Raw genomic sequence first — 14,819 nt, forward strand, 5'->3', positions numbered from 1 at the left:
GGGGCAACGCTCAGCGCTTGGCCGTCAAAATCTTGCGCATCGGCTCTTCCAGCGTGATCGCCGCATCCAGATGCATTTCCGGGGAGGGGTAGTAGGTGTTGAAGTTCCGCTGGCTACCCGCAAAATTCACGTCCACGAGGCTGTTGTCGAACCTGTCGCGCAGCTTGTAGGGAAGGCCACGGCTGCTGGTGCATTCGACAAAGGCGTCGAAATGCGGCGTGACCTCCTCGATCATTTCGCGCGACACGAAATGCGGGAAATCGCCCATCAGCCCCTTGAGCGACTCCGCCGTCGGTGTGAACTCGACGGGCCGCACCGAGAACCAGAACAGGATCTTGCGGGTCTCGATCTTCGAGGCCAGTTCGATGGTTTCCTCGACCCAGCGCTTCTGGCTTTCACGCACCAGTTCGAGCGCGACCTCCGGCCCCTTTTCCTCCAGCACCCAGCGATAGGCCGGGGCGTCGGTCATCGGCTTTCCGTCCGACCGCCGGATCAGCGTGTTGCGGCCGTCGGGGCTGGCGAACATCGAGTTCTCGGCCGAGCGTCCGGACATCACCTGCACCACGGTCAGGGCGCTGTTGGAGGCGTATTGCAGCAGCGTCGGCTTGCTCAGGTAAAAGCTCGCTCCCGCGCCGGCATAACCGAGATTGAGCACGTCGAGATTGAAGAGCGAGCCCATGATGTCGGGAAAGGGCACCCGGGTGAAGCGCCCGAATGTCTGTGCGGCCCCGAGAAAGGTCAGCTTGCGCCGTTTGTACATCGCCGCGGGCAGGGGCCCCCGGAACGCATGCCCGGCCAGCATCACCTGCTGGTAGTCGACAATCCTGCGGTCTGTGCCCTGATAGGGGCCGACAATGCCGGTTTCGAGGGTTTCAGAAGTATAAAATGGAGCCACTTCGGGCGGTTGTATGGACATGGGCTTCCTGTTTGGATGGTGCCGTGTCAGAGCGGGCCGAAGCGCGGCCCACCGTCGAAATGAGTTTTGGCCACGACCCTTCCGCCATCGCCGCAATCGGTTTGAGCTCCTGTGCGCAGTTCTCGCAGCTTTTTAGCGTAGCGGTCTCATATCCTGCAAGCGGAACCCAATGTCATGCGGGGATTGCGGCGGGTGCGGCCGGCCTGGGCGTCAGGACTGGAGTTGCCCTGTCCCGAAAAGAAGGCCCGGCGTCCGGAGGCGGGGGAGTGGGGGCTCGTTTGCTGATCTCAATTCAGTTTCTCCACTAGGGCCCAGAAGGCCTCGGGGTTGACAAAGATTGGACTGTTATTTGCATCGCGGCGGCTTTCGAAACTTCGGCACAGCAGCTTGGCGCTGCGATGCTCGAAGAAGGGCGACAGGCCGTCGTAATCGTAACGGTTGTAGTTTTCGGAGCAGAGAAGCAGGCTGTGCTTTTCCCGCATGCCCAGCAGCAGGTTGAAAACGGCCCCGCCATACATGCCGATCACCAGCCGCGACCGCCACAGCTTGTCGAGTTGCTGGTCCAATGGCAGGCCCGTGGGCACGAAGACCTCGATCCCGTGTTCCGGCAGCCTGCACAGCAGCTCCTCTTCGTTCAGCAGTCTCCGGTCCCAGGCAAATGCATCGTGCCGCGCGATATAGACCGGCGGTTCGGTGTTGCGGACGGCCGGATCGAACTGTGGCGCAAAGGCCTCGAGAAGCAGTTCGGCATTCTCGGGGCCGCAGAGCCGGGGGTAGTCGGTCAGCCAGAGCTCGCGGACGAAGACGATCTCGTCCGTTTCCTTGGTCGCCACCCGGTCGTTCAGGCCCAGCATGTCCAGGAAACCCTTGCGCGAGGCGGCGATGCTGTCGGACAGCAGAAGCTTGATGTCCGGATCGACCCGTTTGCGGTAGTGCAGGATCGAGGGCAGCAGCTCGAGAAAAAAATGCGTATAGGCGCGTTCCCAGTAGGAAGAGGCGATGAACACTGGCTCCTCGATGCTCCGGGTGGCCTCGAAAGGGGTGCCGTTCATCTGCACATCGCCTTCGTCGCTCAGCAATGTGATGCCGTAATTATGCAGGACATAGGCGAAATTCCGGAGGTTCCTGAGCTCCGGCGTGATGAAGGGGGCCAGATGCGGCAGAAAGATGCGCCCGAAGCGGTCGTAGATCACGCCGCATGTGCCGACATAGACATCTTGCAGCCGGTAGAGACGCAGATCCTGCGCCCCCCGCCGGATCCGACCGATCTGCGGGCCGACGCCGCTCATGTTGGTGGTCGGCAGGGTCGGGAAATTGTATTCGGGCACGCTCCAGATCGGCTGGGCCGTGCCGGTCTCGTCCCGGGAGCGGCCACCGCATTCCATCGACAGGGACCAGGTCATCGTATGCGTCATTCGATCAGGCCAATCATAAGATCGTAGGGTTCGATGGCCCAGAGATACGGGCGCTCGAATGTGCCGTTGGGCTCTTCCGGAGCGACATGGATGCGGGCTCCGAAATCGCCCAAGGCGGGGCAGGGGTAGATCATAAGCTGCGCGGTGCGCCGCGGCCAGGGACGCAGCAGGGTCCCGGCGGGCCCATCGTTCGTTTCCAGCCTGTTGTTGCCCCAGGGCCCGGCCTCGGAGAACCAACCGAAATTCACCAGGCCGTTTTCGGAGGCGATTTCGGAAACGGTCTTGCCGTCCTTTGCATGGAACAGCCCGATCGCGTCGCGCGTGTGGCGACGGGCGATCTGAAACATCCAGTCGGGCCAGTCGAGATTCACGAAAATTGCGCTGTTTTCGGCCTTGTCGTTGAAATAGTGGAAATAGATATGAAGCAGGAAGATACGGATCTTGTCCTGCGAGGAAATATTGGCCTTTTCGTCCTCCGCCCAGAAGAAATCCCAATAGGGCAGGAGGCTGTCCTCGCCCAGCGGGTTCTCAGCGGTGGCATTGCTCAAGGCAGCAATAACTTTATGAAGTTTCATAATCCCCCAAAGTGTCGAGAGGTCGCGTCCGGAGCCCGCGCGCTCCGCCGCCGGCCGGGTCCGGCCATGCGGTCAGCAGCGGCGCGGGACATCCGGGTTGCATCCTTCGCAAATATGCGCAGATCGACCGGCCGGCCAAACCAGCCTTCGCGTTTCGAGGGGGCGGGATCCATGGCCGGCATGCACGTTCTCTTTCGGAATGACGTCAAAGGACCGATTTGATCGTGTCGGCGTCCTCTTCATAACCGAACCGGCTCGCGAGATCGGCGAGCGGCTTGAGCAGGGACTTGTCCACCTTCTTCAAATCTTCGACGGTAAAGTCCTTGTGGCGCAAATTCGGGCGCGAATTCCGGCCGATATCTTCGTTCCGGGCCACTTCCGTGCCGACGAACTCGCTGAGTTTTTCGTCGTCCTCGGGCCGGTCGATCCGGAACAGAAACTGCGGCGACAGCATAAGATTCATCTGAAACCAATAAACGTAACTTGCAATCGCCATATTGACGGGCTTATTCAGAAGCCGGCGGTCCGAAGTCAAATCGACGCCGAGTTTCTCCCAGATAACCTGCACGCGGAATGCGAAAGAACGCAGGGTTCTGTTTTCGGGAATAATAGACGGGATCGCATGCAGCGGAGATCTGACGCAGCAAAAGAGTTTAATATCGTCCCGACCGTGAATGCGGCCGATGCCATTGCCCCAGGGAGTCGGGCCGCGTTCGCTGACCGCCATCCAGGATACGATACCATCTTTCCCGGGCTTTTCGTGAGGAATGTCCAGGCCTGCCGCCTGCAGCAGTCCCGCCGTGAAACCCGTTCCACAGCGGGGATGTCCAAGGCCTACAATAATCATTTCTTGTTCCGTTTTTTTGTTCATATTTTCATCATCAAGCGGCGACCGTGAAACAAAGAAAGATCGCCCCTGCAGTTTCGCCCTTCCCTCCATCGCCGACTGAAGCGTTGGGCGCCGGTATTTTGGCTACACGCCAACGCAAAGCGCGACCGACCGGCATGGCCGGTAAACGCTTGTGCTGGCAGCGTTCAGCTTAGCTGCTGGCGCCCACGGTTTCAACGCTGCTGCGCAGCAATGCCAGCGTTTTTGGGGGCCTCTGCCACGGATTGTGCAAGGAGTTGCCGAGGCGGCGGGGTGTGTGGCTGGCGGGATCCCGCCGATGCCTGCCCGGCGTCAGCCGCCGGGCGAATGAGCGGATAGGAAAAGGAGAAGTTGCCGTAAGGCGAGGCCGGTGTTTCCTTGAGGGAAATCGGCGCGGTTACCCCCCCCCGGACAGGCCCGCGAGCCACCGGGCGGCGCGGGGCCATCTGTTGAACCTCCGGTCAGCGCCGAAGAATCGCACAAGACCGCCGGCGCGGACCGCAGCGTTCGGGCGCGTACCCCGAAACGAGGCGCTATCAGCTTGACGGACAAAGGAAATGTCTGCACTATCAATGGAACTTCTTTCAGCCTGAAAAGAACTATGGAATGTTGAATTTTCCCATGAAGCACACGCCTGAGGTATATCATACCCGACCGTTTTTTCGGCGGAGGATGCAAGACTAATGCCCGCGACGATTAAGCTATTTGGAGAGCGGAACACGTCGACAAATGCCGTCCGAGCGGTGATCAAGCGAAATTCGGAAAGCCTGGTTCTGCCCTCGGTGGCACGAGAACTGGATCCCGATATCGAGCGGCGCCTGACGGAATCCCAGGATGCCGGCGAGCCCGAGTGGCAGCGCGAGCAGATGATCGACGCGGTTTTCGAGGGCCGGTCGCCGCTTGAGACCTGGAAACATGCGGTGACCGATTTCGACGATGTTTCGGCGTTCTCCGAATGCCATGTGGTGTTCTGCATTCGCCATCCAAGCTCTTGGGTTCTTGGCCTTTTCCGTCGGCCCTATCATATTGCGGGGGCCTCTCCGGCGACGCTTGGCGCCTTTCTGGACAAACGCTGGAAAACCGTGGCGCGCGAGCGTCTTGGCGGCGCCGAGACATCCGCCACGGCGCTCTATAATCTGAAGATGGCCGCCTATGCTGCGCTTCAGGCACGGCTCGACGCGGCAGGCCTGTCCTACAGCGTCGTGCGTCATGAGGATTTCGCGGTGGATCAAGCTGCGGTCTTTGCCAGTCTGAAACCGTTCCTTTCGGAGCCGGCGTCGGAATTCACCGCGCTCTCCGCCTCGACCAAGGACAAGAAGAAAACGGAATCCTATTACAGGGATTATTATGGCCAGCAGCGCTGGATCAGTGAAATAGATCCGGAAAGTAAATCGCGTATTAATGATGAGATAGACTGGTCCATCGTTGCGGGTCTGGGATATGAGCCCATATAAATACGGTCGGAGCTCGGGCTGCTTTATTTCAGGGCGCCCAGCTCCATTCTGTCATTGCAGTGCTTCTCCACGATTGCGCTGAATTTCGGACTGGCCTGCACCCGGGGATGCCGCTTCAGGACGTTATAATATCTTTTCAGATGCCGCCTGTTTCGCATCAGGCGGTAAAAATGGGTTTCATCCAGATCATCTTTCAAGATGATGTCCGAGATGAAAATTCCAAGCGCCCGCATGTTCGCCAGATGCAGTGGAACGGAATGTTCCACATATGGAATGTTCAGAACATGAAGGTTATGTGCTGGAAGCCGTATGATATGTTTCCAGTCGGCTGCAAAGCGCCGGTCCACGACCGCATAGACCTTTCGCGCCTGACCGCATCCGTTGGCCGCGTCACTGCGCGGGTCACTCCAGTCCTGTGACTGCCCAAGCATGACGAAGCGCTTTTCCCAGGGCACAAGTTTGCGGTCGAGCGTCGATTGCGGATTCATGGCAATAACCGTATCGGCACCGACGGTGCCGGCATAGGCGAGCGCCGCATACCCGCCCATCGAGCCACCGTAGGTGATGACCCGGTCGTAGCGCGCGAAAAAGCCGTTGTCCTTCAGCGCGGCCAAGGCGTCCGAGAGGTCGGGCTTGCGGTACCAGTCGACCTCCTTCGGTTTGATGGAAAGATGCGATATGGCTTTCTTTCGCAAGACCGGCGCGCCCCATCCCGGACGGTATCCGTCCGGCCTGAAGCGCGGCGCCCCTGCGTGCTCGAACGTGATCACGAATGGGCCGGTGGTTTCAAAGCTGAACGCCTCGAGAAAATAATTCGGGGTTTCGATAAGCGTGTTTTCCGAGGTGGCGGCGGAAATGCCATGAAGTGTCATCTGAGCTGAAGGTCTTTCGCTACGAATAGTCCGTTCCGCCATCTGTAACAGATTCCCCTTACCTGTCATGTCCAATATCCCCGCCTCCTCCTGCGGGAACCACGCCTTACGCGCAGCGGGAGGGGCGCCGACCGCCCCCCGGCAATCGGCCCGGTATCGCAGAAGGTTTATTATGTCATATTCAGGGATTCCGCTGGAGGGCCCCTCACATCCGGTGACGATCCGTCCCGGAGCCGCCGCCACCATCGATTCATTTGTTTTCAAATGAATCTTTTCCTTGATTCCTCGCCCCAATCCGGCCTTTTTGACTCTCATGCGCCTGCGGGCCACCGCTCACCGACACATGTACAGACTGACGACCAAGGTTTCCTATCATGCTTTTGACCTACCACGGGTATTCCGGCGATTTCCTGGATGACGCTTTCTACAACAGCATCACCGACGGCTTCGATTCCGATGTTGTCTCGAACTCCGCCACCCGGATCGAGCTTCTCAACCCCTCGACGGGCTACACCGCCGTTCTCTACGGCACCGGTTTCAACAACCCGAACGCGCCTCTGCTCACCGGCACGGTGAGCCGGATCGAGATCTACGATCCCACGGCGCAGCTCTCCACGGTGCTCCAGAACATCGCCTGGGGGCTGCAGGAATTCGCCAGCGCCATGGGCCTGCTCATGGACGACGGCGACGACAGCCTCCTGATGGGGCTACTCGACCGTGACGACGTCACCTTCGATGCCACCTCGTCGGTCATCGCCTCCCAGGCCCATCTCGACAACCTGACCTCGAACCTGACCTTCTTCGGCAGCGCCTTCGGGGATGTGGCGGTCGGCGGCGACGGCAACGACTCGCTTTACGGCAACAATGGCAACGACTCGCTCGAGGGCGGGCTCGGCGACGATGTGCTGGTCGGCGGCAACGACGACGACTTGCTGAATCCCGGCGACAACGATTACGGCGTGGACGTGGTCGACCCGGGCACCGGCTTCGACATCGTCGATACCAGCGACATGGAGCGGGGCTATGTCGAGATCGTGCACCGGCAGCTCGCCGATGCGGGCATCCCGCTCTATGTGCAGATCGATGGCAACGCCAATTTCGGCGCGATCGTCAAAGGCCTCAACGGCAATTTCGGCGTCACCTCGATCACCAATGTGATGAACGCACTCGAGGCCGACGGGCTTGCCATCTTCGGCGGCAATGGCGACGACGAGTTTCAGGTCACTTCCCGCGATGGCGGCTGGATGTCGGTCATCGGCGGCCCGGGCAACGATCTGTTCGAGATCGGCGCCTCTTACGGCACCGTCCGCATCGACTTCCGCTTCGATCACAACGGCAATTACGCCACCCAGCCCGTGCAGGTGAACCTGACCACCGGCGAGGTCGCCAATGACGGCTTCGGCTTTACCGACACGATCCTCTACGAGCGCAGCTACGACCCGGAGACCGGCACCTATTACATGCCCGACCGGATCGAGATCCGCGCCGGCAATTTCTCCGATACGCTGATCGGCAGCGTCGCCGATGAGAGCTTCATCCCGCTGGGCGGCAACGATCTCATCGACGGCCGCGAGGGCTATGACCGGCTGCGCTACGACCAGGGCGGCGCCGGCTCCGGGGTCCGGGTCGATCTCGAGGCGGGCACCGCCACGGGGATCTGGAACGGCGTGGCCTTCAGCCAGAGCGTGGCGGGCATCGAGAACGTTCGCGGCACCTCGGGCTATGGCGACATCCTCTCGGGCAACACCGCGGTCGGCGAGTGGCTCGACGGGCGCGGCGGCGGCGGCAACGATTACCTCTTCGGCGACGGGTTCGAGGCGGCCTATGCGCTGGACGAGGCCGCGGCGGTCTACCGGCTCTATCAGGCCACGCTCGACCGCGCGCCCGATATCGGCGGCCATGACAACTGGACCGAACGGCTGGTGACCGGCAGCCACAGCCTGCTGCAGGTGACCAGCAATTTCGTCGCCAGCCGCGAGTTCCAGAACACCTACGGGGCGCTCGACAACGCGGGCTTCGTCACGCTGCTCTACAACAACGTGCTCGACCGCGACCCGGATGCCACCGGGCTCGCCAACTGGGTGGCGCGGCTCGACGGCGGCATGAGCCGGGCGCAGGTGGTGCTGGGCTTTGCCCAGAGCCAGGAATTCATTTCCGCGACCCAGGCCGATGCCAACGCCTTTGCCAACGGCCATTCGCAGGCCAACTGGGGCGACGATGTCTTCCGCATCTACCAGGCCACGCTGGCCCGCGACCCCGATTTCGGCGGGTTCGGCAACTGGACCGCGCGGCTGGCCGACGGCACCCCGCTGGAAACCGCGGTTGCGGGCTTCGTCAACAGCACCGAATTCCAGAACACCTATGGCAGCCTCGACAATGCCGGCTTCGTCACGCTGCTTTACAACAACGTGCTCGGCCGCGACCCGGACGCCACCGGGCTGGCGAACTGGGTGCAGCGTCTCGACGACGGCATGAGCCGGGCGCAGGTGGTGCTGGGCTTTGCCCAGAGCACCGAATTCGTGAACAGCACGGCGGATGATTACAAAGCCTGGATGCGCGGGCTCGACCATGGCTATGGCTGGGCCGAGCACGACTGGCTGGAAGGCTGGGACGGCAACGACGTGCTGGCCGGCGGGCTCTATTCCGATGTGTTCTATTTCGCCTCCGGGGATACCGGCAGCCACACCGTCCTCGATCTCGAGGCCTGGGATTATGTCTATCTGGAGAACTTCGGCTATGCGATCTACGACGATGTCACCGCGCATCTGAGCCAGCAGGGCGCCGATGCGGTGTTCTCCGATCAGGGGGTGACGATCACCTTCCTGAACACCCAGACCAGCGAAATGACCGACGACATGTTCCTGTTCTGACCCGGACAGATCCGGTTCCGGCGACACAGGGCCCCGCATCGGCGATGCGGGGCCTTTCTTTTCCGGCCCCTGCCCCGGCCCGGCTCAGCGCAGGAACAGCGCCCGGGCGTTGTCGTAAAGGATGCGGTCGAGCCGCGTCAGATGGTCGAGCCGGGCGTCGATCTCGGGGGTGATCTCTTCGCGCGCGACCTTTTCCGAGCCTTTCTCGGACCCGAAATTGCGCGCCGAGCGCGCCCAGGGCAGCTCTTCGGGCATCGCGAAACCGGTGCGTTGGGTGACCTCCTGGAACAGCCGGGGCATGTCCTCGACAAAGCCCACCGTGTCGATGCTCAGCAGGTTGCGCATCGCCACCCGCAGCGCCTCGTCGTCCTGCAGCACCAGCCGCCCGTTCGGCCCGGTCCAGGACGAGCCCAGCAGGCTGCGCACATAAAGGTTGTTGATGTTGGAGGGGATGCCATGGGTGTTGGTGCGCAGGAACTCCAGCAGGCTCAGCTTCTTGGCCAGGCGCGGCCCGACCAGGTTCAGCTTCTCGATCGTCTCGTCGGTATGCGAGCGCCAGAAATAATACAGCGACAGGATCCGCGCCTTGGGCTCGCGCAGGATGGTGATCGTGTAGAACGGGCCCGGCAGGCGGCGCAGGATCCCGTAATCCATATGCGCCGAGACATAATCGTACTCCCGCAGCTGGGCCGGGGTGAACCGGTCGAAATTCTTGAAACGCTCCGGGCAGATCCGGTCTTCGGGGTAATGGCTGATCAGGAAATCGTGCAGCGAGGTGCCGCCGGTTTTCGGGATGTGAAACAATGCGATGCGCAAAACGGGCCTCTCCAGCAAAAATCCGGCCCGCCGAAGCGGGCCGGAAAAGCGTTAGTTCATCGCTTGGAGCCTGTCCATCCGCCCGGGTCAGGACAGGTTGTAACGGACCCGCTGCATCTCGGCGAGCGTGGTGTTCAGGAAGGTGATGGTCTGGCCGGCATGGCTGAAGACCACGCTCCCCCCCGATTGCACCATATGGGCCATGGCGTCGCTGTCGCTCTCGAAGCCGAAGCCCGACAACTGAAGCTGATCCCAGGGTTCGAAGCCGTGGATCACGTCGTTGCCGCCCTCGCCGGCGCGGAAGATGAAGATATCGCCGCCGGTATTGCCGTTCATGATGTCGTCGCCGGCGCCGCCCTCGATCACGTCGATCCAGCTCAGCCGGATCGTGCGCATGTAATCGTCGAGCTCGGGCGCGGTGTTGTTGCGGTACTCGCCCGATTCCGAGAAGCCGGTGACCACCTGGGCGCGGGTCATGCCGTCCTCGAGGCGCTGCACCCAGTTCGCCAGGCCGTTGGCGTCGGGGGCGCGGCCCAGAACGTTGTGATAGAGCAGCGTGACGAATTCCTCGTCGGTGAGGCTGCCATAGGTGTTCTGGAACTCGGCGCTGTTGACGAAGCGCGTCGCCACCTGCAGCAGCGTCAGGTTGGTCTGCAGCCCCGCCACCCAGCTTTCGAAGCCGTTGGCATCGGGTTCGCGGGCCAGCGTGGCGCCATAGAGACGATAGACCTGCCCGGTCACCAGCTTGTCGTTGTTGTAGACCTCTTCGACGCCGGTGCCCTCGTCGTAGATGATATTGTCGCCCGGGCCGCCGCGCAGCGTGTTGGCATCGGTGCCGTCGCCGACGATCACCGGCGCATCGGAATACGCGCCCGAGCTGCTGTCGACCAGGATGCCGTAGGATTGGGCGAGCCGGCCGAATTCGGCGCTGAAGATGAAGCCGTTGAGCACCTGGGCCCGGGTCATGCCGCCATCGAGCCGCGCGCTCCAGTTGGCCAGCCCCGTGGCATCGGCCGGACGGCCGAAGAAGGCGGCATAAAGCGTCTCGACATATTCCTCGTTGGTGGTGCCCTGGTTGACGAATTCCGGGCTGAAGATGAAGCCGCGGGCCACATCCGCCCCGGATCTGACGCCGGTATAGAGCCTGTCGGTCCAGTTGTTGCTGCCCGAGGGATCCGCATCGCGCCCGAGGATGATCTCGTAGAAGCGTTCCACGAAGGCACGGATGTCGTGCAGCGACTGGGCGCCCTGATAGGCGCCGGTGCGGTAATCGTCGCTGGTCACGTCGAACTGGTTCTCGAAGCGGAAGACCATGGCCTGGTCGCGCTCGAAGGTGGTGCCGCCCGAGATCAGGTCGAGACGGCCGTCGCCGTCGATGTCCTTGGCCACCGGCGAGCCGGCATAGGTGTTGAACACCCGGTCGGCCTCGGTCAGCGCGCTGATCTGCGTGCCGTCGCCATCCAGCGCGATCATCTGCGACCCGACGGTGACGAGGATTTCCAGATCGCCGTCATTGTCCATGTCCACGGCGATGGGCTGGTGCACGATGGGCCGCTCCTCGGCGGTGGTCTCGGCGCCATAGGGCATGACCTGGGTCGAGAAGATCCGCGTACCGCCGGCGGTCCAGGCATGCACATAGCCGTTGGTCGTGGCGGCGATGATCTCGCTGCGGCCGTCGCCGTCGAGATCGACGACGAGCGGCGCCGCCATCACCCGGCCGTTGGTGGCGCGTTCGAAGCGCAGCGAGCCGTCGGAGTTCCACACCTTGATGTATTCGCCGCGCCCGTCCTGGAAGAAGTTGCCGGTGCCCTGGACGATCTCGAGCGTGCCGTCGCCGTCGAGATCGACAAGCTGCGGCGAGGACCACAGCGACTGTTCCTCGAACTTGCCGCGGAAGTCGATCGAGGTGGTGTCGCCGATCTGGTCGGTCCAGCCCTCGATATTGGCCAGGCCGTAATTCGACAGCACCTGCAACAGCCCGCCCTGGGTATAGATGCCGGCGCGTTCGTTGACGCTGATATCCGAGGGTACGACCAGATCGACAACCCCGTCGCCGTCGATATCGCCCACCGCCGGGGTGGCGCCGGCGGTGTCGTGCACATTGACCTCGTATTCGAGCTCGCCGGTGCGCCCGTCGAGCACGTAGAGATAGTGATCCCAGGAGGTGAAGATCACCTCGCGCGCGCCGTCGCCGTCGATGTCATAGACCCGCGGCGTGCCATAGACCCCGTCAGAGCGGTTGTCGTCGCCGAAACTGTCGCGGGTCTGGAAGAACCACTTGATCGAGCCGTCGGCGTTCAGCGCATAGACCCCGCCCATGTCGCCGGGCTGGCCGACCGCGCCGAACTCGTCCTGGCCGCTATCGGCGCCGACGCCCACGATGATGTCGATCGAGCCGTCATTGTCGAGATCCGAGAACACCGCCGCGGTGCTGACCGAAGTGGTCTGGTAACGCTTGCCGGTGAGCGGATCGACGCCCGGCGCGGCGGCGAAGGTCTGGGTCCATTTGATCGAGCCGTCGTCTTCCAGCACGATCAGCCCCGCCGGCAGCACCTCGTTGCCGGCGGCGTCGATGCTCTTGGAGGTGCCGACGAAGATCTCGTCCTTGCCATCGTTGTCGATGTCGTAGACCGTCACCGAGGCGTTGCGCACCGGCCCGAATTCGAGCGGCACGCTCCAGGTGTTGTCGGGCAGGTTGACGCGCAGGTCGTATTCCATGGTGAAGCCGTTGGGCGCGCCATCGGGATAGGTGGCCCAGTTCACCTGCAGGTAATAGGTGGTCTGTTCCAGCGCCATATAGCTGAAACTCTCGGTCCCGTCGCTCAGATTGGCGCGGATGGCGGTGCCGGCCTCGTTATAAAGCGTCAGGTTGAGATTGGGCACGGTGCCGTCGCCGAAGGGCAGCGCAATCAGGGCGAAATTCATCATCCCCGGCCCGGTCTCGAAGCTGTACCAATCGACCTTGGTGCCGCTGCGGATCACCGCGCCCTCGGTGATCGGGGTGGCGGTGGCCTGGGTGTCGTTGCCGTCGGAAGGGTCCGCCACCGGCAGTTGCAGGTCGAGCGTGTAATCCAGCGTGATGCCGTTGGGGGCACCATCGGGATAGACCGCCGAGACCACCCGCAGGTAATAGGTGCCATCGGTGCCGAGGATCTGGCTCAGGTTCTCGGTGATCGCATCGCCCGAGCCGGCGCGCAGCACATTGCCGTCGGCGTCGAAGAGGGTGAGGTTCAGGTTCTGGCCGCTGGTGGCGGTCAGCGTCGCCTGCACCACCCCCGAGACGCTGTTGAAGCGATACCAGTCGATGCCGGTGCCGCTGTGGGTCGTCACCCCTGCGGCGAGGAGTTCGGCGGTGGCCTGGGTATCGTTGCCGTCCGAGGGCACCTCTTCGGGCAGATCGAGCGACAGGGTGTAATCCAGCGTCACGCCGTTGGGCGCGCCGTTGGGATAGACCGCCGAGATCACCCGCAGGTAATAGATGCCGTCGGTGGCCAGCACCTGGCTCAGGCTTTCGGTGATCGCATTGCCCGAGCCGGCGCGCAGCACATTGCCGTCGGAATCGAACAGCGTGAGGTTCAGGTTCTGGCCGCTGGTGGCGGTCAGCGTCGCCTGCACCACCCCCGAGACGCTGTTGAAGCGATACCAATCGATACCGGTGCCGCTGCGGGTCAGCACGCCTTCGGTGATGGTTTCGGCGGTCTCCATCGTGTCGTTGCCGTCCGAGACCACGACCTCGGGCAGATCGAGCGACAGGGTGTAATCCAGCGTCACCCCGTTGGGGGCGCCGTTGGGATAGACCGCCGAGATCACCCGCAGGTAATAGATGCCGTCGGTGGCCAGCACCTGGCTCAGGTTCTCGGTGATCGTATCGCCCGAGCCGGCGCGCAGCACATTGCCGTCGGAATCGAAGAGGGTGAGGTTCAGGTTCTGGCCGCTGGTGGCGGTCAGCGTCGCCTGCACCACCCCCGAGACGGCGGTGAAGCTGTACCAGTCGATGCCGGTGCCGCTGCGGGTCAGCACACCTTCGGTGATGGTCTCGGCGGTTTCCATCGTGTCGTTGCCGTCCGAGACCACGACCTCGGGCAGATCGACGTCGAGCGTGTAATCCAGCGTCACCCCGTTGGGGGCGCCATCGGGATAGCGGGCCCAGAACACCCGCAGGTAATAGGTGCCGTCGGTGCCGGCGGTATGGCTGATCGTCTCGGCGCCGCCATCCGAGATATTGCCGCCGCGCAGCACGTTGCCATTGGCGTCATAGAGCGTGAAGTTGAGGTTCTGGAAACTGCCATCCGACTGTTCCAGCGGCGTCATCGTAAAATTCATCGGCCCCGAGACGGTGTCGATCCGGAACCAGTCGACGGAGGTGCCGTGATAGGTGGCGCTGCCATCGCCGATGAGGGCCGCGGTCTCCATCGTGTCGTTGCCGTCCGAGGGCATGATCTCGGGCAGGTCGACATCGAGCTGATAGCCGAAGCTCAGCCCGTCGGGATGGGAGCCGTCGGCATATTGCGCCCAATAGACCTTGAGGTAGTAGACGCCGTCGGTGCCGGCGAGATAGCGGATGCTTTCGGTGACGCCGCCGGGCTGGATGTCGGCCGCAAGCGCCGGGCCCGTGGGGTCGCTGTAAAGCGCCATATTGAGGTTCTGGATCTGCCCGCCCGAGGAGGTCAGCGCGGTCAGGTCGATGGCGATCTCGCCCGACACCGTCTCGATCCGGAACCAGTCCACCACGGTGCCGGTGACCGTATGGGAGCCATCGGTCAGATCGGCGGCGGTATCGTAGGTATCGTTTGGCTCATAAGCCGTCGAAAGCGCGGCGTATTCGACTTCGAAATCGCCAAACAAATCGTTCATGTCTATTGTCCCCTGCCCGGAAAAACCGGGTATTCCAAACACTCTTGCAAAAGAAGGTACTTCTGCTCGTCCGTTCCCACTTGGATTAGCGCGTTATCGTTTCCAAGACGTTTACATTCATCGCGACTCATTCTGCATTGGCAAGTCACGAACCGCTCGGGAAAACTAAAAAAGACATC

9 protein-coding genes are annotated in these 14,819 nt (G+C 62.3%); 2 read left to right on the forward strand and 7 right to left on the reverse strand.

What is annotated here, in order from left to right:
• Positions 1 to 10: 10 nt before the first annotated feature.
• From M4578_RS23935 to M4578_RS23950, 4 genes are all read right to left on the reverse strand, one after another.
• Positions 11 to 916: a DUF6473 family protein gene (locus M4578_RS23935; RefSeq protein ID WP_258095667.1), complete on the reverse strand. Its 906-nt coding sequence runs from the start codon at positions 914 to 916 to the stop codon at positions 11 to 13.
• 287 nt (positions 917 to 1,203) lie between these two features.
• Positions 1,204 to 2,319, reverse strand: a complete 1,116-nt coding sequence (locus tag M4578_RS23940) for a glycosyltransferase family 61 protein (RefSeq protein ID WP_258095668.1) — start codon at positions 2,317 to 2,319, stop codon at positions 1,204 to 1,206.
• An 8-nt stretch (positions 2,320 to 2,327) separates the two neighbouring features.
• Entirely contained in the window at positions 2,328 to 2,879 is a 552-nt protein-coding gene (locus M4578_RS23945) for a hypothetical protein (protein ID WP_258095669.1), read from the reverse strand.
• A gap of 232 nt (positions 2,880 to 3,111) precedes the next feature.
• On the reverse strand, positions 3,112 to 3,777 hold the full coding sequence (locus M4578_RS23950) for a hypothetical protein (RefSeq protein WP_258095670.1): 666 nt from the start codon (positions 3,775 to 3,777) through the stop codon (positions 3,112 to 3,114).
• A 680-nt stretch (positions 3,778 to 4,457) separates the two neighbouring features.
• Between M4578_RS23950 and M4578_RS23955 the strand changes: the two genes are divergently transcribed.
• Entirely contained in the window at positions 4,458 to 5,228 is a 771-nt protein-coding gene (locus tag M4578_RS23955; protein WP_258095671.1) for a hypothetical protein, read from the forward strand.
• Positions 5,229 to 5,251: 23 nt separating this feature from the next.
• On the opposite strand, the gene M4578_RS23960 is transcribed toward M4578_RS23955, so the two are convergent.
• Positions 5,252 to 6,415: an alpha/beta hydrolase gene (locus M4578_RS23960; protein ID WP_258095672.1), complete on the reverse strand. Its 1,164-nt coding sequence runs from the start codon at positions 6,413 to 6,415 to the stop codon at positions 5,252 to 5,254.
• Between the two features lie 59 nt (positions 6,416 to 6,474).
• Here M4578_RS23960 and M4578_RS23965 point away from each other — a divergent pair, with 59 nt between their 5' ends.
• On the forward strand, positions 6,475 to 8,970 hold the full coding sequence (locus M4578_RS23965) for a DUF4214 domain-containing protein (protein WP_258095673.1): 2,496 nt from the start codon (positions 6,475 to 6,477) through the stop codon (positions 8,968 to 8,970).
• Between the two features lie 84 nt (positions 8,971 to 9,054).
• Here the strand turns inward: M4578_RS23965 and M4578_RS23970 are convergent, their stop codons facing one another.
• Positions 9,055 to 9,786: a sulfotransferase family 2 domain-containing protein gene (locus M4578_RS23970; protein WP_258095674.1), complete on the reverse strand. Its 732-nt coding sequence runs from the start codon at positions 9,784 to 9,786 to the stop codon at positions 9,055 to 9,057.
• Between the two features lie 87 nt (positions 9,787 to 9,873).
• Positions 9,874 to 14,640: a DUF4214 domain-containing protein gene (locus M4578_RS23975; RefSeq protein ID WP_258095675.1), complete on the reverse strand. Its 4,767-nt coding sequence runs from the start codon at positions 14,638 to 14,640 to the stop codon at positions 9,874 to 9,876.
• Positions 14,641 to 14,819: the final 179 nt, after the last annotated feature.

The sequence above is a fragment of the Salipiger pentaromativorans genome (assembly GCF_024721115.1).
GTDB classification, from domain to species: domain Bacteria; phylum Pseudomonadota; class Alphaproteobacteria; order Rhodobacterales; family Rhodobacteraceae; genus Salipiger; species Salipiger pentaromativorans.